Source organism: Gracilibacillus pellucidus (assembly GCF_033949965.1).
Lineage (GTDB): Bacteria > Bacillota > Bacilli > Bacillales > Amphibacillaceae > Gracilibacillus > Gracilibacillus pellucidus.
Genome location: NZ_JAWZSR010000002.1, coordinates 136,612 through 159,926, shown reverse-complemented (window position 1 = coordinate 159,926; position 23,315 = coordinate 136,612). Strand labels below are relative to the sequence as shown.

22 protein-coding genes are annotated in these 23,315 nt (G+C 38.1%); 19 read left to right on the top strand and 3 right to left on the bottom strand.

Going from position 1 to position 23,315, the window contains the following annotated elements:
- Window positions 1–4 precede the first annotated feature (4 nt).
- From SH601_RS04150 to SH601_RS04075, 16 genes are all read left to right on the top strand, one after another.
- Window positions 5–1,483, top strand: a complete 1,479-nt coding sequence (locus SH601_RS04150; protein ID WP_319956990.1) for a glycoside hydrolase family 28 protein — start codon at window positions 5–7, stop codon at window positions 1,481–1,483.
- Entirely contained in the window at window positions 1,483–3,054 is a 1,572-nt protein-coding gene (locus SH601_RS04145) for a glycoside hydrolase family 43 protein (RefSeq protein WP_319956989.1), read from the top strand. Before SH601_RS04150 ends, SH601_RS04145 begins: the two co-directional genes overlap by 1 nt.
- A gap of 5 nt (window positions 3,055–3,059) precedes the next feature.
- The gene (locus SH601_RS04140) at window positions 3,060–4,154 is read left to right on the top strand and encodes a glycoside hydrolase family 88/105 protein (RefSeq protein WP_319956988.1); all 1,095 of its coding nucleotides are present in this window, start codon (window positions 3,060–3,062) and stop codon (window positions 4,152–4,154) included.
- Window positions 4,154–4,846, top strand: a complete 693-nt coding sequence (locus tag SH601_RS04135; RefSeq protein ID WP_319956987.1) for a rhamnogalacturonan acetylesterase — start codon at window positions 4,154–4,156, stop codon at window positions 4,844–4,846. The genes SH601_RS04140 and SH601_RS04135 overlap by 1 nt, the downstream gene beginning before the upstream one ends.
- Window positions 4,843–5,487 carry a bifunctional 2-keto-4-hydroxyglutarate aldolase/2-keto-3-deoxy-6-phosphogluconate aldolase gene (locus tag SH601_RS04130; RefSeq protein WP_319956986.1) on the top strand — a complete coding sequence of 215 codons (645 nt, stop codon included), beginning with the start codon at window positions 4,843–4,845 and terminating at the stop codon, window positions 5,485–5,487. Before SH601_RS04135 ends, SH601_RS04130 begins: the two co-directional genes overlap by 4 nt.
- A complete protein-coding gene (locus SH601_RS04125; RefSeq protein WP_319956985.1) occupies window positions 5,484–6,473 on the top strand; it encodes a sugar kinase in 990 nt (329 codons plus the stop codon). Before SH601_RS04130 ends, SH601_RS04125 begins: the two co-directional genes overlap by 4 nt.
- A gap of 172 nt (window positions 6,474–6,645) precedes the next feature.
- Entirely contained in the window at window positions 6,646–7,476 is an 831-nt protein-coding gene (kduI, locus tag SH601_RS04120) for a 5-dehydro-4-deoxy-D-glucuronate isomerase (protein WP_319956984.1), read from the top strand.
- A 12-nt stretch (window positions 7,477–7,488) separates the two neighbouring features.
- A complete protein-coding gene (kduD, locus tag SH601_RS04115; RefSeq protein WP_319956983.1) occupies window positions 7,489–8,271 on the top strand; it encodes a 2-dehydro-3-deoxy-D-gluconate 5-dehydrogenase KduD in 783 nt (260 codons plus the stop codon).
- A 137-nt stretch (window positions 8,272–8,408) separates the two neighbouring features.
- On the top strand, window positions 8,409–9,266 hold the full coding sequence (locus SH601_RS04110; protein ID WP_319956982.1) for a sugar phosphate isomerase/epimerase family protein: 858 nt from the start codon (window positions 8,409–8,411) through the stop codon (window positions 9,264–9,266).
- A 59-nt stretch (window positions 9,267–9,325) separates the two neighbouring features.
- On the top strand, window positions 9,326–11,605 hold the full coding sequence (locus SH601_RS04105; protein ID WP_319956981.1) for a glycoside hydrolase family 95 protein: 2,280 nt from the start codon (window positions 9,326–9,328) through the stop codon (window positions 11,603–11,605).
- Between the two features lie 288 nt (window positions 11,606–11,893).
- On the top strand, window positions 11,894–12,688 hold the full coding sequence (locus SH601_RS04100) for an amino acid ABC transporter substrate-binding protein (protein ID WP_319956980.1): 795 nt from the start codon (window positions 11,894–11,896) through the stop codon (window positions 12,686–12,688).
- Entirely contained in the window at window positions 12,672–13,367 is a 696-nt protein-coding gene (locus SH601_RS04095; RefSeq protein ID WP_319956979.1) for an amino acid ABC transporter permease, read from the top strand. The genes SH601_RS04100 and SH601_RS04095 overlap by 17 nt, the downstream gene beginning before the upstream one ends.
- A 15-nt stretch (window positions 13,368–13,382) precedes the next feature.
- The gene (locus SH601_RS04090) at window positions 13,383–14,132 is read left to right on the top strand and encodes an amino acid ABC transporter ATP-binding protein (RefSeq protein WP_319956978.1); all 750 of its coding nucleotides are present in this window, start codon (window positions 13,383–13,385) and stop codon (window positions 14,130–14,132) included.
- A 22-nt stretch (window positions 14,133–14,154) separates the two neighbouring features.
- Window positions 14,155–14,616 carry a nickel pincer cofactor biosynthesis protein LarC2 gene (gene larC2, locus SH601_RS04085; protein ID WP_319956977.1) on the top strand — a complete coding sequence of 154 codons (462 nt, stop codon included), beginning with the start codon at window positions 14,155–14,157 and terminating at the stop codon, window positions 14,614–14,616.
- A gap of 157 nt (window positions 14,617–14,773) precedes the next feature.
- Window positions 14,774–15,418, top strand: coding sequence for an FMN-dependent NADH-azoreductase (locus SH601_RS04080; protein ID WP_319956976.1), 645 nt, complete (start codon window positions 14,774–14,776; stop codon window positions 15,416–15,418).
- 148 nt (window positions 15,419–15,566) lie between these two features.
- Window positions 15,567–16,346 carry a PepSY domain-containing protein gene (locus SH601_RS04075; protein ID WP_319956975.1) on the top strand — a complete coding sequence of 260 codons (780 nt, stop codon included), beginning with the start codon at window positions 15,567–15,569 and terminating at the stop codon, window positions 16,344–16,346.
- Between the two features lie 122 nt (window positions 16,347–16,468).
- Here the strand turns inward: SH601_RS04075 and SH601_RS04070 are convergent, their stop codons facing one another.
- Window positions 16,469–17,458 (bottom strand): LacI family DNA-binding transcriptional regulator, encoded by a 990-nt coding sequence (locus SH601_RS04070; RefSeq protein WP_319956974.1) that lies wholly within the window; start codon window positions 17,456–17,458, stop codon window positions 16,469–16,471.
- A gap of 292 nt (window positions 17,459–17,750) precedes the next feature.
- On the opposite strand from SH601_RS04070, the gene SH601_RS04065 reads away from it, so the two are divergent.
- Window positions 17,751–19,241: a tagaturonate epimerase family protein gene (locus SH601_RS04065; RefSeq protein WP_319956973.1), complete on the top strand. Its 1,491-nt coding sequence runs from the start codon at window positions 17,751–17,753 to the stop codon at window positions 19,239–19,241.
- 15 nt (window positions 19,242–19,256) lie between these two features.
- Window positions 19,257–20,657 (top strand): glucuronate isomerase, encoded by a 1,401-nt coding sequence (gene uxaC / locus SH601_RS04060; RefSeq protein ID WP_319956972.1) that lies wholly within the window; start codon window positions 19,257–19,259, stop codon window positions 20,655–20,657.
- A gap of 70 nt (window positions 20,658–20,727) precedes the next feature.
- Here the strand turns inward: uxaC and mgtE are convergent, their stop codons facing one another.
- Both mgtE and SH601_RS04050 read right to left on the bottom strand, forming a co-directional pair.
- Complete coding sequence (gene mgtE / locus SH601_RS04055; protein WP_319956971.1) at window positions 20,728–22,086, bottom strand: magnesium transporter; 1,359 nt, start codon at window positions 22,084–22,086, stop codon at window positions 20,728–20,730.
- A 142-nt stretch (window positions 22,087–22,228) separates the two neighbouring features.
- Window positions 22,229–22,630 carry a secondary thiamine-phosphate synthase enzyme YjbQ gene (locus tag SH601_RS04050; protein WP_319956970.1) on the bottom strand — a complete coding sequence of 134 codons (402 nt, stop codon included), beginning with the start codon at window positions 22,628–22,630 and terminating at the stop codon, window positions 22,229–22,231.
- Window positions 22,631–22,735: 105 nt separating this feature from the next.
- Here SH601_RS04050 and SH601_RS04045 point away from each other — a divergent pair, with 105 nt between their 5' ends.
- Window positions 22,736–23,113, top strand: coding sequence for a RidA family protein (locus tag SH601_RS04045; RefSeq protein WP_319956969.1), 378 nt, complete (start codon window positions 22,736–22,738; stop codon window positions 23,111–23,113).
- Window positions 23,114–23,315: the final 202 nt, after the last annotated feature.

The window sequence follows — 23,315 nt, the reverse complement described above, 5'->3', positions numbered from 1 at the left end:
GCGCATGACTTTATTCAATGTGAAAGACTATCAACTACAAGAAGAAACAGATAGTTCTAAAGCGATACAGCAGGCAATTGATGCGTGTGAAAAAGCGGGTGGTGGGACGGTCTACCTTCCATCTGGAGTTTATGAAACAGGTCCCTTTGCTTTGAAAAGTAATATGACATTATATCTTGATGCTGGAGCGGAATTGTCGTTTATCGATGATTTTGAGCGCTATCCAGTTGTAAAAACCCGTTGGTCTGGTTATGTTTGTCATGGTTTTATGCCACTCATCTTTGGTGAAAACATTACGAATGTAGCGATTAAAGGGAACGGTATCATTAATGGAAATGGTCGAGCGTGGTGGAAGATTAATAGACAATTACGAAAAGGTGAACATTATCAATCTCCGAAAACAGAAGAAATTGCTGAGGCAAATAAAACATTTACGGAGCCTGCTGATACGAATCTAGTAGAGTGGCCGTCGCAATTTTTACGCCCACCACTTATTCAGTTTTACGAAGCGAAGCATATCACGATTTCAGGAGTTACAGTTAAAAATTCACCATTTTGGAATACGCATTTAGTGTTTTGTGATAATGTTTCGATTCAAAACGTGACATTTCAGAATCCATCTGATACACCGAATGGGGATGGATTAGATATTGACTCTTGTCAGAATGTGAGAATTACGGATTGTCATTTTGATGTTGGGGATGATTGTGTTGTATTGAAGTCAGGTATTAATGAAGATGGTCGTCATTACGGGATACCAACAAAAAATGTTACCGTCACTAACTGTACGATGCATCATGGACATGGTGGCGTTGTATTAGGAAGTGAAAATTCTGGCGGTATTGAAAATATTACGGTGTCTAACTGTGTATTTGATGGTACTGACCGAGGAATCCGTGTCAAAACAAATCGCGAGCGTGGTAGCTATATTCGTAACCTTTTAGTTCAAAACATTATGATGGATAATGTGCTCTGTCCGATTGCGATCAACGCTTTTTATCGTCACGGCGTAAGCAAGAGCAATCCAGAATTATTAGATGCTGCTCCTGCTGCAATAACAGAGAAAACACCGGTTGTGGAACAAATGAGAATAAGCCATATTACAGCAAGAAACTGTCGTGCAGCTGCTGGTTTTATTTACGGTTTGCCTGAAATGCCTATTAGAAATATTAGCATCGAGCACGTTACGTTAGAAATGACCGCTGACGAAACAATACCGGGTGGTGAACCGGATATGGTTCGTGAGGTGATTAGTATGGCAGGTGAAGGAATTTATGCTAAATATGTCGAGGATCTTCGTTTCCATCATGTAGAAGTGAAACAAAGAAAAGGTCCAGCACTTCAATTACATAATGCGAGGCGAATCAAAGTAGAAGAGTTAACATCATTGAATCAACATGAATCTGTTCTTGTTTATCAAGATACGGAGGAACTATTTATTTTAGGTAATGAAAGCAAGCTACAAAAGGCAGGTGAACGATAATGAAAACCTTTAACAATCCAATTATTCCAGGGTTTTATCCAGACCCTTCGATTTGCCGCGTTGGCGAGGACTATTATCTTGTTACGTCAAGTTTTGAGTATTTTCCAGGTGTGCCAATCTTTCATAGTAAGGATCTGGTTAATTGGCAACAAATCGGTCATGTGCTTGATCGACCGGAACAGCTTAATTTAGATCAAACACCAAACTCAAGAGGGATTTATGCACCGACGATCCGCTATCATGAAGGCATTTTCTATATGATTACTACTTTTGTTGTTAGTAAAACAGGTGCAAGACGTAATTTTTATGTAACGGCAACAGATCCTGCTGGTCCATGGTCTGATCCAAACTGGTTAGAGGATGCGCCAGGCATTGATCCTTCATTGCTTTTTGATGATGATGGCAAAGTCTATTACACAGGTAATCGCAGACCGCCAACAGGTCAAAACTATAAAAAGCATAACGAAATTTGGTTGCAAGAATTAGATATAGAAAAGAAGCAGTTAGTTGGGCCAAAGTATAGCTTGTGGGATGGTGCATTAAAGAATGCGCATGCTCAAGAAGCACCACATTTATATAAAATAGATGGCTGGTATTATTTAATAATTGCAGAAGGTGGAACAGGTCATACACATGCGGTGACGATTGCTCGAAGTAAAGAGGTGACAGGTCCATATGAGATGACCGAAACAAATCCGATCTTAACACATCGCCATTTAGGGAGGAATCATCCGATTGTCAATGTTGGTCATGCTGACATCGTTGAAACACAAAATGGTGATTGGTGGATGGTTGCGCTTGGCTCAAGACCATACGGTGGTTACTACCGTAATCTTGGACGTGAAACATTCCTCGTTCCATTTATTTGGGAGGATGGCTGGCCGATTGTTAATCAGGGCAAAGGAATTATAGAACCTACGATGGACTTTCCCAATCTTCCCGAGCATAAATGGAGTGCTCTTCCACATGCAGACTCGTTCGAGGCAGAAGAGTTAGACGACCAATGGAACTTTTTACGGACGCCAAGAGGAGAGTTTTGGTCATTATCAGAACGCCCCGGCTTTTTACGATTAAAAGCAAAGCCAGAAACCATTATGGAAGAAGAAAATCCAGCCTTTATTGGCAGAAGACAGCAGCATCTGAACTTCTTTGCTCAAACAGTGATGGAATTTGAACCGAAGCAAGCGAATGAAACAGCAGGAATCGTATTGTTACAAAATCACAACTTTCAATTCAGGGTGGAATTAGTGTTGGAAGCAGGCCAAACATTTATCCGACTGGTGAGACGAGAAGCTGGTAAAGATGAAATACTTGCTAAAGAAGAGATGGATGCAACAGGTAAAGTGTATCTAAAAGTAGAAGCTAACGGTCAAGACTATTCCTTTTTCTATACGACGAAGCCTTTTGATTGGCAAGTGTTAGTGGAAAAGGCTGATGGAAGAATTTTAAGTACAGATGTGGCAGATGGGTTTGTTGGGGCGTACATCGGCATGTATTGTTCTAGTAATGGTAGTAAAACAGATAACTATGCAGATTTTGATTGGTTTGAATATCACGGAATAGAGGAGTGATTTAGATGACAGTAAAGCAATTATCTGCCTTAGATTGGGCGAAAAAAGCATGTGATACGTTGATGGAACAATATGAGCCGATTGCATTACCGCCAGAAAATCGCTGGCATTATCATCAAGGCGTCTTCTTATGTGGTATGCAAGATTTGTATAACTACACAGGCGAAGAGAAGTATTTCAAGTATTACAAAGAATATGTGGATAAGTTAGTTGATGGGGAAGGTAACTTTTATTTTGCTAGAAGTGAATTAGATGCGATCCAACCAGGCCTTTTATTATTGCCATTGTATGAGAAAACGAAAGATAAACGCTATAAAGTCGCTGCAACTAAGTTAAGAAACTTACTGCATACGTTAAACAAAACAAAAGAAGGTGGATTTTGGCATAAGGATAAATATCCATATCAAATGTGGTTAGATGGCTTATATATGGGGGGACCATTTACAATCCGGTACGGACAGCTGTTTGATGAGCCTGAATTAACGGATTTAGTGATGGAGCAAGAACGATTAATGCGCAAAAATACAAAGAAAGAAAATGGCCTTTATTATCATGGGTATGACGAAAGTAAACAAACACCATGGGCAACGGAAAAAGGTCATGCGCCTGAAGTATGGGGGCGTGCGTTAGGTTGGTATGCAATGGTGACGACTAATTTTATTGAAATGTTAGAGGAAGATCATCCGAAGCGAGCAGAATTAACGGGGGTAGTGCAGGAGTTAATCGCTGCGTTAATAACTTTTCAAGATGAGGAAACAGGACTCTGGTATCAAGTTGTGGATAAACAAGAGCAACCTGACAACTATTTAGAGAGTTCTTGTTCTTGTTTGTTTACTTATGCTATTGCGAAAGCGGTTAATAAAGGATATGTTGATTCGTCTTATCGCAGTAATGCAGAAAAAGCATATCAAGGCTTATTAGATCACAAAGTAGTGTTAAATGATGAAGGGCATTTCCAGTTAAAAGATATTTGTATTGGTACATCAATTGGTACGTATGATTATTATGTTCATCGGGAGATAAGTGTGAATGATTTACATGGTGTTGGTGCTTTTATTTTAGCTAGTATTCAATTGGAACGTGGAAAAGAGGATAACTAATGGGCACGCAGTTATTTTTAGCGGGAGATTCTACGATGGCAATTGTTGAATCATCAAGATACCCACAAATGGGCTGGGGACAAACGTTAGCAGATTATTTTACGGATGAAATCATCGTTCGTAATCATGCAGCATCAGGTCGCAGTACGAAATCCTTTATTGATGAAGGGCGTTGGGATGAGATGGAGAGAGCGTTTCACCCTGGTGACTATGTGCTCATTCAATTTGGCCACAATGATCAAAAGAAAGATGAAGAACGTGCAACACAACCATTCACAAGTTATCAACATAATTTGCATTTCTTTATTCAGTGTGCTAGATCTGCTGGGGTTATCCCCATATTACTCACATCTATTGCGCGTAGGCATTTTAATGAAACAGGTCATCTAGTTGAGACACATGGTGATTACCCACAGGCAATGAAAGAACTTGCGGTAAAAGAAGAGGTTCTCTGTATCGATATGCTTTCTATTACATCTGACGCATTACGAAACCAAGGTGATGAAGCCTCGAAAAAATGGTTTATGAGGCTAGCAGCTGGAGAATATAACAATTATCCAGACGGAATAGAAGATGATACGCACTTGCATGAACTTGGTGCACGCGCGCATTGTCAGCTATTTGTTCAAGCGTTGCTTAAAATCAATCATCCTCTAGCTAGTTATGTAAAGAGAAGTGAGGTGAGTCTATGAAAAAGTTACAAGTTTTACGAAATGTACAGCAGCAAAAAGTAGTAGCAGTTATCCGCACAGAATCAACAGAGCAAGCAATACATGTTGCAGATGCATGTATCGCAGGAGGAATGAAAATAATAGAATTGACCTATTCGATACCCAATGCGGAGCGTGCCATAGAAGAGCTTCAAATGAAATATCAAAGTGATCAAGAGGTCATAATTGGGGCGGGGACGGTATTGGATGCATATACCGCAAGGCAAGCGATTTTTGCTGGTGCATCGTTTATTGTTGGACCATCGTTTGATAAGGAAACAGCGAAACTATGTAACTTATATCAAATCCCTTATTTACCGGGATGCTTAACTGTTACAGAGATTAAGGAAGCAATGGAGTCTGGTGTAGATGTAGTAAAAATCTTTCCTGGTGCTAGCATTGACCCTAGTTTTATTAAGGCAGTTCATGGACCTGTTCCACAAGCAAACATGATGCCGACTGGTGGTGTGAGTTTAGACAATATCGACAAATGGCTAAAAAATGGTGCGATAGCGGTTGGAATAGGTGGAAACCTAGTAGCACCAGCTAAGGAAGGGAACTATCAAAAAATTACCGAGTTAGCTAATGCATATATTTCAAGAGCAAAAGGGGTAACTGTATGAACGTTTTAACTTTTGGTGAAATGTTATTACGATTAACAACAGACCCTGCAGTACGCCTTCAGCAAACAAATCAATTTGATTTTTATTATGGCGGGGCAGAAGCAAATGTTGCTGTTTCATTAGCGAACCTAGGAATCGAGAGTAAGTATGTAACAAAGGTGCCAAACAATCAGATCGGTCAAGCGTGTGCAAGGTATTTACAGTCAAATCGAGTAGACGCTACTTCCGTTTTATATGGGGGAGATAGATTAGGAATTTATTTTGTAGAAGCAGGAATTGGGAACAGGTCTAGCGAAGTAGTCTATGATCGCAAATTTTCTAGCTTTGCTAATTTACAAGTGACGGAAATAGATTGGGATCGATTGTTAGAAGATGTCGATCTGTTTCATACGACAGGTATTACATTAGCATTATCAGAGGAATTGCGACATATAACGAAAGAAGCAATGCAAGTAGCTCGTAGTAAAGGGGTTAAAATTAGCTTTGATTTTAACTATCGATCGAAATTGTGGTCTCAGGAAGAAGCGAGCGTGGCAATACAAGACGTGTTACCTTTTGTTGATATTGCCTTTTGTAATGATATGGATGCTAAATATCTACTAAATATCGGAGAGCAAGCTGATTTAGCAAGCTATTATACACAAATTCAGTATCGTTATCCGAACATTGAGCTATTTGCTTCGACAACAAGAAAAGTAGGAACAGCATCTCATCATTCTTTACAAGGAAATCTATTTATGAAAGGGTTTTTAGAAAAATCTGCCCAGTTTACGATCAATCCCGTCATTGACCGTATTGGTGGCGGAGATGCATATGCAGCGGGAATTCTCTATGGCTATTTGCATAACTGGTCTGAGGAGAAAATGGCCTCCTTTGCAATAGCGAATGCCGTACTAAAACATACGATCAGAGGCGACGGCAATATCTTTTCCGCTGAGGAAGTGGAATCGTATCGTGTAAGTTCTAATAAGGAAATAAGTAGATAAAGTGGGACTTCAATCAGTGGGAGCTCCAGAACTTCTACTGATTGTTAGCAAAACTTATCAGGGAGCTAGCGTTCGTTTATCCCCCACCTAGCTTCCTTGTTACAGCTCGAAGCTTGAAGAGGGGGTATTACGGACGTTTGCACCGTGATAACCAATATGAGGAGGAATAAAAATGGATGTACGTTATGCTAATCACCCGGAGGAAATTAAAAGATACAATACCGATGAGTTGCGTGAGAAGTTTTTAGTGGAGAAGTTATTTGAACCTGGCAAAGTGCATTTAACTTATACACATGTGGAACGAATGATTTTTGGTGGAGTGACGCCTGCAGCAGAAGAATTAACCATTAAGCTGGATAAACAATTAGGTGTTAATTATTTTCTAGAACGTCGTGAGCTAGGTATTATTAATATCGGTAATGATGGGTATGTTGTGTTAGATGGTGAGCGTTATGAAATGAAGCGCCATGATGGCTTATATGTGAGCAGAGGTACGGAGGAAGTATGGTTCGGTTCTAACGATCCTGCCAAACCGGCGAAGTTCTACACGTTGTCATCACCAGCACATCATACGTATCCAACGGTAAAAATAGATATTAAGGATATTAAGCCATTAGAACTTGGGGAGCCAGGAACATTAAATGAGCGAAGAATTCACCAATATATTCACCCGAATGTGTGTGAAAGCTGTCAATTGCAAATGGGCTTAACTATGCTTCAGCCAGGAAGTGTATGGAACACAATGCCAGCGCATACACATGATCGTCGTAGTGAGGTTTACTTATATTTTGGTATGGAAGAAAATACGCGAGCATTCCATTTTATGGGGGAACCAAGTGAAACAAGACATCTTATTTTGAAAAATGAACAAGCGGTTATTTCACCAAGTTGGTCCATTCATAGTGGAACAGCAACAAGCAATTATACATTTATTTGGGGTATGTGCGGTGAGAACATTACGTATGATGACATGGATCACATCAGTATGGATCAATTACGCTAAGGAGGATGCTCTATGGGTACGGGATTACAAGATTTTTCATTAGATTATTTCTCTCTAAAAGGTAAAACAGCGATTGTAACAGGTGGAAATACTGGTCTTGGTCAGGCTTATACAGTAGCCTTGGCTAAGGCTGGTGCCAATGTATTTGTGGTGACACATGGAACAGACTGGGAGGATACAAAGGAACAACTAGCAGATATCGAGAATGAGGTAGCTTTTTTTCAAGCGGATTTGATAAATCGCGAACAGTTACAACAAGTCGTACCAGCTTGTGTAGAGGAGTTTGGCACAGTTGATATTCTCGTCAACAATGCCGGAACGATTAGACGAAATCCATTGTTGGAATTTAACGATGAAGACTGGGATGATGTGATCGGTCTTAATCTAGACGCTGTTTATTTCTTAAGTCAAAGAGCTGCAAAGGTTATGGTGGAAAAAGGTTCCGGGAAAATAATTAACATTGCCTCCATGTTATCTTTTCAAGGTGGTAAATTTATTCCGCCATACACAGCAAGTAAGCATGCAGTAGCAGGTCTAACCAAATCATTTGCTAACGAATTAGCTGAACATGGCATCCAAGTAAATGCGATTGCCCCGGGATATTTTGCAACGAAAAATACAGCACCAATTCGTGCTGACGAAAAGCGTAACGCAGAAATCTTATCAAGAATCCCGGCAGGATACTGGGCAGACCCAAGTGATTTAATGGGAACGGTAGTCTACCTAGCAAGCACAGCATCCGATTATATGAACGGACATATTTTAGCAGTAGACGGCGGATGGCTAGCGAGATAATAATGAGAAGTTGATAGTAAATCCGAAAAGTTGATAGAAAAAGTATCAGAGTTGATAGTAAATGAATCAGAGCTAGCCCGATTACAAAATAGGTTAGCTCTTCTTCTTGTATTTAGTACAAAAAGGGAGGAGCAAATATGGAGTTGAATCTTGGTATTCGTGGGCATGATGTGGACTTTGCAGAACCACAACAAATTGCAGAGGAAGTATCCTCGAAAGGACTACATGCTGTTCAACTAGCATTAGCAAAATCATTTAAGAATATCCCTACGGAAACAGGGACATTAAGCCCAGGCTATGCAAAATATATGAAGCATACCTTTAAGCAACAGGACATCGATATAGCAATATTGGGATGCTATATTAATATGATTCATCCGCATAAAGAAAAACGAGAACAATTATTAGCCAGATTTAAGGAACATATCCGTTTCGCGCGTGATTTCGGTTGTAGTATTGTTGCTTCTGAGACAGGTAATATAAACGAAAAGATGGGGTATACCGAGGACAATTTTACCGAAGAGGCTTTTCAAAAAGTCGTAAGTAGTGTGAAGGAATTGACGGATGAAGCGGAAAAATGGGGAGTGATTGTTGGAATAGAGGGTGGTATTAATCATCCGATCCATACTCCACAAAAAATGAAGCGACTCATTGATGAAGTAGATTCAAATCATCTACAAGTCATTTTTGATCCGGCCAATTTTATGTCAATGGAAAACTATGAGCAGCAAGAAGATGTTTTTGCTGAATCATTTGAATTGTTCGGTGATCGTATCATTGCCATTCATGCGAAAGATTTTGTTATAGAGGATAATTGGATCAAGATGGTTCCTGTTGGCAAAGGTTTATTAAATTATCCATTACTCTTCGAATGGTTAAAAGAACATAAGCCATATATTGAAGTATTGTTAGAAAATACGAAAGAACCGTATATTAATGATAGTATTCGGTATTTGAAAGAAAAGTATTCAAGCTCCACACAACAAGTAATATAAAATAGGATTCCTCTGAAAAGAGGAATCCTATTCACCTATTTGGGAGAGGATGTGTAAAGATGAGTAAAAAATTATGGTACAAAAGACCAGCAAATAATTGGAATGAAGCTTTACCCATTGGAAATGGTAGATTAGGTGGAATGGTATTTGGTCAGGTAGAAAAAGAAAAAATTCAATTAAACGAAGATTCTGTTTGGTATGGTGGTCCACGTGATCGGCTAAATCCAGATGCGTTACCTCATATAGAAGAAATACGAGCATTATTACAAGAAGGGAAATTAAAGGAGGCAGAAGAATTAGCTAGATTGTGCTTATCAGGTATTCCAAAAAGCCAGCGTCATTATGAGCCATTAGGCGAAATGAACATTCATTTTAACGGCTTAGATGATTTTACTGACTATCATCGGGAATTGGATTTAAATACAGCTATTACTAAAACTAGTTTTTCTGCAAATGATAGTAAATATGATAGAGAGGTATTTACTAGTTATCCGGATCAATTGTTAGCAATGCGGTTGACAACGACTAATGCGACGGGATTAACTTTTCAAATATACTTAGATAGAGGAAATACTCGGAATTTTGATACTACAGCTGCGCTTTCTGATTCTAGTATTGTGATGTCAGGAGAAACAGGTGGAAAGGATGGTATAGCTTTTTCTGCATTAGTAAAAGTAATGGTAGAGGATGGAGAAGTAAAGACACTTGGAAATCGGATATGTGTGGATAAAGCAAGTGCTGTAACCATATTAGTCTGTGCCGCAACCTCTTTTAGATATGAGGATCCAGTTAAGCAATGTCAGCAAATAATCGAACGTTTCGGAGCAACTGATTATGAATCACTTAAAGGACGCCATGTGGAGGATTACCAAAGACTTTTCAATCGAGTAGAGCTAGATATTTTTAATCAAGCAGATTCTGAAGTTCACTTACCAACTGACGAAAGATTACACAATATGAAGCTTGGAGACGCAGATCTAGGATTGATTAATACATACTTCCACTTTGGTCGTTATTTAATGATTGCTTCAAGTAGACTGAATTCCTTACCGGCTACACTACAAGGGATTTGGAACGATAATATGCTTCCGCCGTGGGATAGTAAGTATACGCTTAATATTAATGCCCAGATGAATTATTGGCCAGCCGAAGTATGTAATTTATCGGAATGTCATGTACCGTTATTAGAACATATTGAAAAAATGAAAGAATCAGGCAGAATAACTGCAAAGAAAATGTATAATTGTCGAGGTTTTACTGCACATCACAATACAGATATTTGGGGTGATACAGCACCACAAGATATCTATCCACCTGCAAGCTATTGGCCATTAGGAGCTGCTTGGCTTTGTTTACATTTGTGGGAGCATTATGAGTATACAGGTGACCTGGCATTTTTACAGGAAAAATACGATACACTCAAAGAAGCAGCATTATTTTTCGTTGATTTTCTGGTGGAAAATAGTGAAGGCTTATTGGTGACAACGCCATCCGTATCTCCAGAAAATACGTATCTATTGCCAAACGGGGAAAAGGGGAATTTGTGTATTGCGCCAGCAATGGATAGTCAAATTATCGATCGTTTATTTTCTAGTTGTATGAAAGCAGGTGAGCTATTGGATGTTGACGAAAGTTTTCGTCAACAGTTGTCGGAACTAAAAGCAAAACTACCTCCAATAAAGGTTGGCAAGCATGGCCAAATTCAAGAATGGCTAGAAGATTATGATGAAGCAGAACCAGGCCATCGCCATATTTCACATTTGTTTGCCTTACATCCAAGTAATCAGGTTTCTCCTTTAACTACACCGGGATTAGCAGATGCAGCTGAGATAACGCTAAATAGAAGATTGGCACATGGGGGAGGACATACTGGTTGGAGTAGGGCATGGATTATTAATATGTGGGCTCGTTTATTTAAAAGTGAGAAGTCCTATGAAAATGTAGTAGAATTATTAAAACAATCAACATTACCTAATTTATTTGATAACCATCCACCATTTCAAATTGATGGGAACTTTGGTGGTACTGCCGGTATTGCAGAGATGCTTATGCAAAGTCATCAACAGGAAATCCATTTGCTTCCTGCTTTACCTAAAGTGTGGAAAAATGGGTGTGTTAAAGGATTAAAAGCTCGTGGTGGTTACGAAATAGCATGTAAATGGGAGGAGCATCAATTAATAGAAGCAACGATTCATGCTAATCAGTCAGGAATCTGCCGAGTGAGGATACCGAATTATGCGAAAATAATGATTAAAAACCAACCTTTTACTCAAACTAATCCTTATTTATTTGAATTCACTGTAGAGGCTAATAAATCCTATCATATTTCGTTTAGCTAATAAGTCAATGTGTATGATTAGAATGAAATTTATCAGTAATCCTAAGCATATTTCCTCCGAAAGAGAAGAGACTATATCACAAATAGTCCCTTCTTTTTTTATCACGGTGCACGAGTCCGAAAAACCCCCACTTCAAGATTCGAGTTAAAACAAAGAAGCGAAGATGGGGGATAAACGGACGCTAACGCCCTGATAAGTTTCGCTAACAATCAGTGGGAGTCAAAAACTTCCTCTGATTGAAGTCTCACTTTATGTGTAAAAAAGCAAATAACATATGGAGGTAGCAATATGAAAAAAATACTGATGGTCGTGCTTGTAGCAGTATTAGCAGCTTGTGGAGTAGACAATGAAGAAGATACGACGACAGAAGAAACAGTGAATTTATATGAGCAAATAAAAGAAGATGGCGTGATAAATGTTGGAACAGAAGGTACATATGCGCCATTTACATTCCATGATGATCAAGGTAATTTAACTGGTTATGATGTAGAGGTAATTCGTGAACTTGCTTCTCATATCGGGGTTGAAGCATCTTTTGATGAAACACAATGGGACTCTATGTTTGCAGGTTTGAATGCGGAACGATTTGATGTGATTGCCAATCAGGTTGGTATTAATCAAGAACGATTGGAGTCTTATGATTTTTCAGAGCCATATACGTATTCTGGTTCAGTAGTAGTAGTTCCGGCAGATAATGATGAGATTACGTCATTTGATGATATAGATGGGAAGAAATCAGCACAATCATTAGACAGTAATTTCCGTCATGTTGCAGAAGAAAATGGGGCAGAGATTGTTGGAGTAGAGGGGCTCGCGCAAGCCATTGAAAATATCAAGCTAGGACGAGTAGAGGTAACCGTGAATGATCGTCTAGCTGTATTAGAATATATCAATGAAACTGGCGATGACTCAATTAAAATAGCGGTAGAAGGTGAAGATGTATCGGAAACAGCTTTTACTTTTCGCAAAGGGAACGAAGAGCTTGTAGAAGCATTTAATGAGGCATTAACAGCAATGAAAGAAGATGGTACATTAGCGGAAATATCCGAAGAATGGTTTGGTGAAGATGTTTCTAGTCAATAATGTGCAAGTTGGTTTAACAGATAATGTGGATTTAATCCTGCAAGCACTTTGGCCAATGGTGGAAGGGGCAATCAAATATACGATTCCCCTTGCGCTTGTTTCTTTTTTTATCGGAATTATTATTGCCTTAATCACGGCTGTTATGCGGTTATCGCCAATTAGGTTAGTACGAGCACCTGCTACATTTTATGTGTCCGCGATTAGAGGAACACCATTATTAGTGCAATTATTTATTGTCTTTTATGGATTGCCGACACTTGGTATCACGCTTAATCCATTACCAAGTGCTGTCATCGCTTTTTCGCTAAATGTTGGAGCATATGCATCAGAAATTATCCGTGCATCGATTTCCTCTATACCAAAAGGTCAATGGGAAGCAGGTTATACGATAGGTATGAACTATACGACGACATTAAGGAGAATTATTTTACCTCAAGCAACAAGAGTATCTATCCCACCTCTTTCCAATACGTTTATTAGTTTAATAAAAGATACATCACTTGCCTCGATGATTTTAGTAACAGAATTGTTTCGAAAAGCACAAGAGATTGCTGCGACAACTTATCAGTTTATGTTGTTATATATGGAAGCAGCCGTTTTATATTGGATCATTTGTTTTGCTTTATCGATTGTTCAAGAAGTAGTAGAACGCAGGTTGGATCGCTATATAGCAAAATAAAAAAGGGGTATTATCATGCTTTTGTCTATAAATGGCTTAACGAAAAGTTTTCAGGATTTACATGTCATAAAAAATGTTGACATAACGGTGGAAAAGGGAAAGGTCGTCACGATTATGGGGCCGTCTGGCTCTGGAAAGACAACCTTTTTACGTTGTTTGAATGGCTTAGAACTGCCTGAACAAGGTCACTACCAATTTGGAGATGGCTTTACACTAGATTTTACGCAAAAATTAACGAAAAAAGACATGCTCCGATTAAGAAGGAAATCAGGCATGGTTTTTCAGTCTTATCACTTGTTTCCTCATAAGACAGCATTACAAAATGTGATGGAAGGTCCTGTAATTGTGCAGAAAAAGGATAAGCAAATAGCTAGAAATGAAGCGCAACAATTGTTGACAAAAGTTGGTTTACACGACAAGATGGATTTATATCCACATCAATTATCTGGTGGTCAACAGCAACGTGTTGGTATTGCTCGAGCACTTGCGATTGAGCCAGAATTAATGTTATTCGATGAACCAACATCTGCACTTGATCCGGAGTTGGTTGGAGAAGTGCTTAGTGTTATAAAAGAATTAGCGAATGAAGGATGGACAATGGTTGTTGTGACACATGAAGTATCTTTTGCCAGACATGTATCTGACCATGTTATTTTTATGGATGGTGGTCATATTGTCGAGCAAGGCCCTCCGAAAGATGTATTAGAGAAGCCAAAAGAACCGAGAACACAGCAATTTCTTACACGTATTGTAAAAGAGAGATGAGATAGAGGAGAGGGTGGGGAAAATGGGCAAACATCCGCCAGACCATGAGCATGTCGATGACAATATGATCAAAGTCGAAGTGAACTTAGATGATACTCCTGGTGAATGGCTTGGTTATGTAATGGACAAGTTATTAGATGCAGGAGCAAATGATGTTTATTACACACCGATTTATATGAAAAAGAATCGTCCAGCTGTACAATTGCAATTACTGTGTAGTGAAGCGAAACTAGCAGACATGAAGCAGATTCTATTAGCGGAAACCACTACATTAGGGATTCGTTATTACCCATTGTCTGTGTTCCGCATGGAACGAAGAATACGAACGGTTGATACAAAATGGGGGCCTGTTCGAGTGAAAGAGGGAATCCAGCAAGGGGAAGTAATCAAGGCATCTCCAGAATATGATGATTGTAAGCAAATTGCTGAACAAAATGGCATAGCTCTTAAGGATGTATATCATGCTGTTTGGACTGATATGTAGGTAATTTGAATGATTTATTATGACAACTTTTTGAACATGTCGAAAAAGGAGAGCGGACAAGTTCCGCTCTCTTTTGATTTATGTTACAATCGAAAACTAAATATGAAAAATAGTTTTCTATTTAAATAGATATTTTAGTGACAAGGAGAGATTTTTAATGAATGTATTAGTAGTAAAAGCAAACAATCGTCCTTCTTCAGAGGGAATTTCAAGTAAAATGTATGAAACAGCAATTGCTGCATTAAAAGATAAAGATGTTAATGTAACAACATATGATGTATATGAGGAAGATACACCATATTTCGGTCAAGACCTTTTCAATGCATTTGGTAAAGTGCAAAATGAGCAAGAATTGACAGATGTGGAATCTCGTCTGTTAGCAGCAAAACAAAAAGCAATGGATGCTATTACTGCTGCTGATGTAGTTGTATTTGCTTTTCCATTATGGAATTTAACGATTCCTGCCAAATTACAAACATTTATTGATTATGTATATGCAGCAGGTTTCTCATTCAAATATGATGCAGAAGGTAACCTTATTCCATTATTAACAGATAAGAAAGCTGTTATCTTAAATGCTCGTGGAGGTGTTTATTCTACACCAGAAGCAGCACCGATGGAAATGGCTGTTAACTACATGCGCAATGTTTTAGGTGGAATCTTCGGAATGGAAATTGTCGAAGAAGTGATTATTGAAGGACATAATGCAATGCCACATAAAGCAGAAGAAATCGTAGCTAACGGTTTAGAAGAAGTAAAAGCTGCTGCAGAGCGGTTAGCTGAATTAACTATCGAAGCTTAATAGGAAAGAAAACCCGGTTTAGCAGTAGCTAAATCGGGTTTTTTCATAGGCAGAAAACATTTCTCATTGTTTTCTCATTTTTCTCTTATAGTATACTCATTTTCCTTGGTTATGATAGAGTTAACAACATTAACAAGGAGGACAAAACATGTCGAATAAAGCATTTTTTATTATTGTTTCAGGTTTAATTACTATCGGAGGGGTGTTAGCAGTGATGCAATTTTCACCTACGACCGCTAATGCATATGTATCTAAAGAGGAAGCAGAACAAAAGGTGTCTGCTAAATTTTCTGGAGAGATTGAGTCATTTGAATTAGATGAGAGTAACAACATATATGAGGTGAAAATGGCTGGATCAGATTATCAATATAAAATGGAAGTAGATGCTGAAACAGGTGACATTGTTCATATTGATAAGAAACAAAGCAATAACAATGAACAAGTGACAACCGTAGCACTCTCTAACGACACACAAGAACATGAAGCTAAATCGAAGGATGACGCCTTTATTTCAATGGAAAAAGCAAAAAACATTGCAACGGATATGTATCCAGGTGTAGTGACAGAGATGGAAATGGATGAAGACGATGGTCGTTATTATTACGAAATGGAATTAGTAACAGAAACAGGCGAGGTTGAACTAGCTATACACGCAAACACAGGGGAGATATTATATATTTCCGTTGATGAAGATGACGATAAAGTGAAACAAGCTAATCTAGCAGAAAATAAAAATGAATGGCTATCAGCCGAGGAAGTTCGCTCCATTGCTTTAGAAAAGTATGCTGGTACAATAGTAGAATTTGATCTGGAAGATGAAGATGAGCGATATATCTATGAAGTAGAGATTCGAACAGATAAAGGTGATGTTGAATTAGAAATAGATGCAAGTACAGGTGATTTTCTCAAAGTAGAATATGATGATTGATCATTAGGCTGAGACAACCGAATAGTAAATAAACATAAATCTGAACATTAATGTGGTACGCATGCTTCAGCAACGAGCGTCTAAAACGCCCGTTGCTATATTATTGTTCAGATTTTTTATTGCTAATTGGAACGATGTTGTGGTGGCACTGTACCGGTACTTTCTCGTTCTGTGAGTGTTGGCTTTAATTTTTTTGCTACATTCGTATCATCTGATTCGATTCGTTGAATGATGGTATTAACAATTTCTTCAGCAAGTTGGTCGACAGGGACTCCGACACATGTCAGCGGTGTTTCTGCTGTAGCCATTTGTGGAATATTGTCATAACTGATTAATGACATTTCTTCTGGAATGCTGATCCCTTTTTCATGCAGCGCTCGAAGAATGCCGCTACTTATATCATAACTACCACCGATAATAGCGGTCGGTCTTTTAGCTAATGATAATACGTCATTTACTGCTAGATAACCATCAAACCAATCTAGACCATTGGTTGTAATACTATGTTCTGTTAGTCCAAGCTTTCTAGACGCTTTTTGATAGCCTTCTATCTTCTCATTTTGTAACGAATCCGTTGTATGCAAAAGTCCTACATAAGCGATATCTCGATGTCCTAAATCATATAAATAATGGACAGCTTTTTGGATAGCTTGTTCGTGATTGGCATCAATGATTGGGTATGTCCCTTCATTTTTGCCAGAGACACCATAGGCGACTAATGGAATATTATCTTCAGGAATCCTATTCTCTGACTCCGCAAAAACGATTGTTCCGTCTACTTGAAACTTTTTGAAGGTATCCATTGCCATTTCAATAGGATCTACAGATAAAATCATCGAATAACGGCTAGATTCAAAAGCTTTACTAATATTTGTTACTAAAGTAGCTAGTACAACTCTCTCAATCGTTGGCCAGATTAATCCAATCACCTCTGTTTTCTTACGGACTAACTGTTTCGCAGCTAAATTGGGCTCATATCCCATGTTTTCGGCAACACGCAAGATTTTTTGTTTCGTTCCTTCTTTTACGAGCGGACTATTATTTAATGCTTTGGAAACAGTGGAATAGCTGACATTAGCTTCTTTTGCGATATCTTTAATTGTTACGTGCATCATGATCACCTTTAACTTTCTGTGAAATTGTAAAATTTATCACGGTGCAAACGTCCGTAAATCCCTCACTTCAAGATTCAAGTGAAAACAAGGAAGTTAAGTGGGGGATAAACGGACGCTAACGCCCTGATAAGTTTCGCTAACAATCAGTGGGAGTAAAAAACTCCCACTGATTGAAGTCTCACTTTATAGTTGTGTTCTATTTTCAAATAGTATATCATATAAATAACAACGTTGTTATTTTATTATAGCAAAAGTTTGGAACCGTTAACAGAGAAAAGGAGTGAAATAATTGGAACAGTTTCAGTCAGTAGTGAAAGCGTTACAAGAAGGACAGTCTCCAGAATCTTCAGATGTAGTGAAAGTTTATCAACATTCATTAGAAAAGCAAGATAATGTTTCTCTTATTATGGTGAAAGCGGCTCAAACGAAATACCTTATTGCGGTAGGTGATGGTCCATTGTTTGATGCGTTGAATGGTGAAGTGGTACAAGGCGGAAAAGTGTGTCCATTAACACATGAGAATAGCCAAGTGCTTAATCAGTTTTTTGATTATACCAAGCCACAAGCATTCGGTACAGACATTGCGACAATGGGACTTGGTGACAGGCTAGGTTTAGCGTCTCCAGGGCATATAGAGACAGTGAGGGATAGAAAAGTAAAACCGATCCTTGCTCAACAAAGTATTCGTGAATTGACGTTGTTAAATCGTACAATGACAGATATTTTAGATGCAGCAACATTCGCGGTATTCCAAGAAGGTTATAAAGATGGTTATGGAGCAGATGCTGACCATATTAAATTAGAAGAAGATATTAAGTATGCGTTAGATCTTGGGTTTTCTTTTATCACATTGGATTGTTCTGAGCAAATTCGTAATGGCATTGAAGAGATGTCTGTAGCAGAGGTTAGTAAGGAATTTGCAAGTTTGCCAGCAGAGCGCAAAGACTATTATAGTACTCATTATGTAAACAAATCATTTGATGCTGACGGATTAAACATAACATTTGATGAAGCAAGTCTCCATAAAAATGTACTTGTATATGGCGAAGCGATTGATTTTATGGAACATGTTTATAATGCGTATATTTCTAAGGCTGAAAAAGCAATCGATTTTGAAATTTCTATTGATGAGACGGAAACTGTTACGGCACCAGAAGCACACTTTTTTGTTGCAGAAGAACTGCGAAGAAGAGGCGTGACAGTGCAAAGTTTAGCACCACGATTCTGTGGCGAGTTCCAAAAAGGTATTGATTATATAGGGGACATTACGCAATTTGAGAAAGAATTGCAAGAGCATGCAGAAATTGCGAAATATTTTGGTTATAAGCTCAGTATTCACTCTGGTAGCGATAAATTCAGTGTTTTCCCGATTATCGGCAAGTATACAGAAGGGCTATTGCATATTAAAACGGCAGGTACGAACTGGTTAGAAGCTGTCCGTGTTATTGCACAAGTAAATCCTGACCTTTATCGCAGAATGCATGTCTATGCAGAAGAGCATTTTGAGGAAACATTAAAATATTATCATGTAACACCTGACTTAGATAGCGTAGCACCACTAAATGAAACGAAAGATGAGGAGCTTCCGTCTTATATGGATCATGATGCCTCTCGTCAGTTATTCCATGTTACATATGGAATTCTATTAACTGCTCAAGATGAGGCTGGTAACGATTTGTTTAACACAGAATTTTTCACGACGTTAATTAATCATGAGGATGCTTATCGAGAGTCGTTAGTGAAACATATTGGGAGACATGTAGATTTACTAGGATTATAGAAAGGAAGGTTCATAATGAAAGCCTTTATGGATGACAATTTCGTTTTAACAAACAAGACCGCTGAAACACTTTACCACAAATATGTGAAGGACTTACCGATTATTGATTACCATTGTCATTTAAGTCCACAAGAGATTTATGACAATATCCAATTTGAAAACATTACAAAAGTATGGTTGTATGGTGATCATTATAAATGGCGTGCAATGAGAGCAAATGGTATTGAAGAACAATATGTAACAGGTAATGCAAGTGATTACGATAAATTTTTAGCGTGGGCAAAAACAGTTCCACAGCTAATCGGTAACCCACTTTATCATTGGACACATTTAGAATTAAAGCGCTATTTTGGGGTAGAAGAACCATTAAATGAACATACAGCGCCAGCTATTTGGGAAAAGGTTAATAGTCTGTTAAATAGTGGTGAATGGAATGTACGTGACTTTATTGTGAAATCAGGAGTAGAAGTCATTTGTACAACAGATGATCCGACTGATTCTTTAGAATATCATGAGAAAATTAAAGCGGATACTTCCTTTGATGTGCAAGTATTACCGAGCTATCGTCCTGATAAAGGATTGGAAATTAATCGAGAAGGTTTCTTAAGCTGGGTGGAGAAGTTAGCGGACGTAACAGGCATGACCATTGATTCTTATGAGGCTTTCCAGCAAGCATTAGCACAACGTATTGATTTCTTCCATGAGATAGGTGGTCGAGTTTCAGATCATGCCTTAGATGAAGTAATGTATGAAAAAGCAACTGCAGATGAGGTTAATGCTATTTTTGCAAAAGCATTAAAAGATGAGAAAGTAACGATCGAAGAAGAGAAAAAATATAAGTCATTTACGCTTACTTTCTTAGGAAAAGAATATCATAAACGAGGCTGGGCAATGCAATATCATATGAATGCTCACCGAAACAATAATGCACGTATGTTTAAGGAGCTTGGTCCTGATACTGGTTTTGATTCTATGAATGATACATTAGTAGCTGGTCCGTTAGTAAAACTACTTGACTCATTAGATCAAGCAGATGCATTACCAAAAACGATTCTTTACTCACTAAATCCTAGAGATAACGTAACGATTGCGACACTAATGGGTAGCTTCCAGGGTGGAGGTACACCAGGGAAAATGCAATTCGGCACAGCATGGTGGTTTAACGATACGAAGCTAGGTATGATCAAGCAGATGGAGACATTAGCGGATATTGGTGTATTCAGCCGTTTCATCGGAATGCTGACTGATTCACGTAGTTTCTTATCTTATACACGTCATGAGTATTTCCGTCGTATTATGTGTAACCTTATCGGTGAATGGGTAGAAAATGGAGAATATCCAAACGATGAAGAAACATTACGAGAGATTGTCCAAAATATCTCTTATTACAATGCGAAAGAATATTTTAACTTCTAAATAGACAAAGCTCAGATCATGATCTGAGCTTTGTTTACTAATACCTCAATTCAAGATAGGAATCGCTTCATCACGACAATTGTGTAATAAATGCTGTTGCAATCCCGAAATAAATTAATAAGGAAAGTATGTCATTAATCGTTGTAATAAGTGGACCAGACGCGACAGCTGGGTCTACCTTCAGTTTGTACAGGATGAGTGGAATAATTGTTCCTGCTAATGTACCGATGATTAATGTAATTAGTAAAGAACTTCCTACCACTAAGCCAAGGATGAAATTCCCACGCCATATATAGGCAATGATAGAGATCATGACACCACATGTAATTCCGATAATAATGCCAACCCATAATTCTCGGAAAATGAGTTTGATTACTTGTTTGAGATTTAAGTCATCGGAAACTAAACCACGAACAACTACTGCAAGTGATTGTGTACCAGTATTACCTGTCATACCCGCAATCAGAGGCATGAAAAAGGCTAAGGCTACAACAGATTGTAACGTGTCTTCAAATGAACTGATAATACTGCCGGATATTAGTCCAATGAACAGTAATAAAATTAACCAAGGAAGCCGGCGATAAGCGGCTACAAGTGGTTTTGTTGTAAAAGTAATGGCTTTACCAGAGGCAGATAATTTTTCAATATCTTCATTTGCTTCTTGCATCATGACATCAATCACGTCATCAACAGTTACGACACCGACTAATGTGTTGTCTGGTTCGACAATCGGCAATGAGACAAAATCATATCTACTGATTAGTTTGGCGATTTCCTCCTGGTCGGTATGTACCTCGGCTTTTACCACTCTGCGATACATGATATCTTCTATTTTATCTTGGATATCAGCTAACAATAAATCACGATAAGATACAACACCTGATAGTTTCTTTTGTTCGTCAATGACATATAAATAGTTAAGGTACTCAGCTAAACCAGCGAAGTGTTTTAATTTATCAACAGCTTGACGGACTGTATAATGTTGCGAAATCCAAACATAACGATTGTTCATTAGTCTTCCGGCTGTTTCAGGCGGATAGTTCATCAAGTTTTGAACAGCCTTTGATTCCTCTTCCTTCATTTCCGACAATAGTTCGTCGATTTTCTCTGGTTCTAAATCTGAAAGAAGGGATGCTAAGTCATCATTTTGCATTAAATCAAAGACTTTGGAAGATTTTTCAATACCGAGCTTATAGATAACGGCTAATTGTTCCTCTTTACCAAGCTCCTGCAACAAGTCTGTTAATTGTTCTATAGATAAATAAATGAGAAATTTATTGCGGTGTTTGGTTGGAAGGCTATGATAATGTTGGGCAATATCATATGGTTGCAATTCATCAATGAATGCTTGCAGTTCCCCTTTTTTCCCATCTTTAATCGCTTGGATGATTACTAGTGTGCTTTCTGTCTCTGTCATTTTTTCGGGCATTGTTTTCCCTCCCTAAAAAAGTTAGGTTATTCTTGGTGACTAGCTAGGTTGTATTAATTTGTGAAAGGATGTTAAATGCATACATACTAAGTCTTCCTTTATTAGCTGCTATTCATTATAAGCCTTTGCCATCACATTTGCACTAACCTTGTAGTACTTTTACGTGAAATTTACGATGGCGTGGTCCATCAAATTCACAGAAGTAAATTCCTTGCCATGTTCCTAATACAAGTCGCTCATTTGTCACAACTAATGTCTGATTATGTCCAACTGTGCTAACCTTCAAATGTGCAGCAGTGTTTCCTTCCATGTGTAAATCTTCTGGATGTTCCCATGGATATACTTCGCGTAATCTACGCAAAAAGTCTGTTTTAACATCTGGATCTGCATTTTCGTTTACAGTGATACCCGCAGTTGTGTGTAGGGAGGAAACAATGACAATCCCATCTGTCACATGTTGTTCTCTAATATATTGTGCTACTTGTGCGGTAATATCAATCATTTGATCGTGGTGAGAAGTTTTTAATGTAAATGTCTTTTCCATTAGTATCATCCTTTTTTAAAAAATTAGTAATATAAATAGTCTACTATATCTTAATAATATGTTAAAATTTTCAGTAAATAAGAAAATAGAGAGGATGTCATTATCATGGTTAAAGCAATACATACTAATAACGCACCACAAGCAATTGGCCCTTATTCACAAGCAATAGATGCAGGAGAACTTGTTTTTGTATCGGGACAGATTCCCCTTAATCCAGAAACGATGGAAGTAGTAGAGGGCGGAATCGCGCAGCAAACAGAGCAAGTCATGAAAAACTTAGAAGCGATTTTAACAGAAGCAGATTTAAGTTTTGCTAATGTAGTGAAATTCACGATTTATATCTCGAATATGGACGATTTTGCTACGATTAATGAAGCATACGCACAATTCTTGCAGGAACCATATCCAGCAAGAGCAACAGTAGAGGTAAGCAAGTTGCCAAAAGGTGTCGGTGTAGAAATGGATGTTATCGCAAAAAAATAACAAACAGAAACTTTCAACCCTAAAAAGGGTTGGAAGTTTTTTGTGCAATTATTTTCCATATATGAACAAATGATGTAAGATGAAATTAATCGATAAGAAAATAGGAGGGGATGTATAAAGTAGTCTTACACACATATATTTAAGGAAAAAGTATAGAAAAAAGTAGAATGTTCTTCCCCAAAAGGAGAAAATCAATCATAAT

What these genes read in the sequence shown, in the direction of transcription:
- SH601_RS04070 (WP_319956974.1), bottom strand. Translation starts at nt 17,458, where the DNA reads ATGCACGTAACAATTAAAGATATCGCAAAAGAAGCTAATGTCAGCTAT.
- SH601_RS04105 (WP_319956981.1), top strand. Translation starts at nt 9,326, where the DNA reads ATGAGTAAAAAATTATGGTACAAAAGACCAGCAAATAATTGGAATGAA.
- larC2 (WP_319956977.1), top strand. Translation starts at nt 14,155, where the DNA reads ATGGGCAAACATCCGCCAGACCATGAGCATGTCGATGACAATATGATC.
- uxaC (WP_319956972.1), top strand. Translation starts at nt 19,257, where the DNA reads ATGAAAGCCTTTATGGATGACAATTTCGTTTTAACAAACAAGACCGCT.
- kduD (WP_319956983.1), top strand. Translation starts at nt 7,489, where the DNA reads ATGGGTACGGGATTACAAGATTTTTCATTAGATTATTTCTCTCTAAAA.
- SH601_RS04100 (WP_319956980.1), top strand. Translation starts at nt 11,894, where the DNA reads ATGAAAAAAATACTGATGGTCGTGCTTGTAGCAGTATTAGCAGCTTGT.
- SH601_RS04140 (WP_319956988.1), top strand. Translation starts at nt 3,060, where the DNA reads ATGACAGTAAAGCAATTATCTGCCTTAGATTGGGCGAAAAAAGCATGT.
- SH601_RS04045 (WP_319956969.1), top strand. Translation starts at nt 22,736, where the DNA reads ATGGTTAAAGCAATACATACTAATAACGCACCACAAGCAATTGGCCCT.
- SH601_RS04125 (WP_319956985.1), top strand. Translation starts at nt 5,484, where the DNA reads ATGAACGTTTTAACTTTTGGTGAAATGTTATTACGATTAACAACAGAC.
- SH601_RS04130 (WP_319956986.1), top strand. Translation starts at nt 4,843, where the DNA reads ATGAAAAAGTTACAAGTTTTACGAAATGTACAGCAGCAAAAAGTAGTA.
- SH601_RS04135 (WP_319956987.1), top strand. Translation starts at nt 4,154, where the DNA reads ATGGGCACGCAGTTATTTTTAGCGGGAGATTCTACGATGGCAATTGTT.
- SH601_RS04050 (WP_319956970.1), bottom strand. Translation starts at nt 22,630, where the DNA reads ATGGAAAAGACATTTACATTAAAAACTTCTCACCACGATCAAATGATT.
- SH601_RS04075 (WP_319956975.1), top strand. Translation starts at nt 15,567, where the DNA reads ATGTCGAATAAAGCATTTTTTATTATTGTTTCAGGTTTAATTACTATC.
- SH601_RS04090 (WP_319956978.1), top strand. Translation starts at nt 13,383, where the DNA reads ATGCTTTTGTCTATAAATGGCTTAACGAAAAGTTTTCAGGATTTACAT.
- SH601_RS04145 (WP_319956989.1), top strand. Translation starts at nt 1,483, where the DNA reads ATGAAAACCTTTAACAATCCAATTATTCCAGGGTTTTATCCAGACCCT.
- mgtE (WP_319956971.1), bottom strand. Translation starts at nt 22,086, where the DNA reads ATGCCCGAAAAAATGACAGAGACAGAAAGCACACTAGTAATCATCCAA.
- SH601_RS04095 (WP_319956979.1), top strand. Translation starts at nt 12,672, where the DNA reads ATGTTTCTAGTCAATAATGTGCAAGTTGGTTTAACAGATAATGTGGAT.
- SH601_RS04150 (WP_319956990.1), top strand. Translation starts at nt 5, where the DNA reads ATGACTTTATTCAATGTGAAAGACTATCAACTACAAGAAGAAACAGAT.
- SH601_RS04110 (WP_319956982.1), top strand. Translation starts at nt 8,409, where the DNA reads ATGGAGTTGAATCTTGGTATTCGTGGGCATGATGTGGACTTTGCAGAA.
- SH601_RS04080 (WP_319956976.1), top strand. Translation starts at nt 14,774, where the DNA reads ATGAATGTATTAGTAGTAAAAGCAAACAATCGTCCTTCTTCAGAGGGA.
- kduI (WP_319956984.1), top strand. Translation starts at nt 6,646, where the DNA reads ATGGATGTACGTTATGCTAATCACCCGGAGGAAATTAAAAGATACAAT.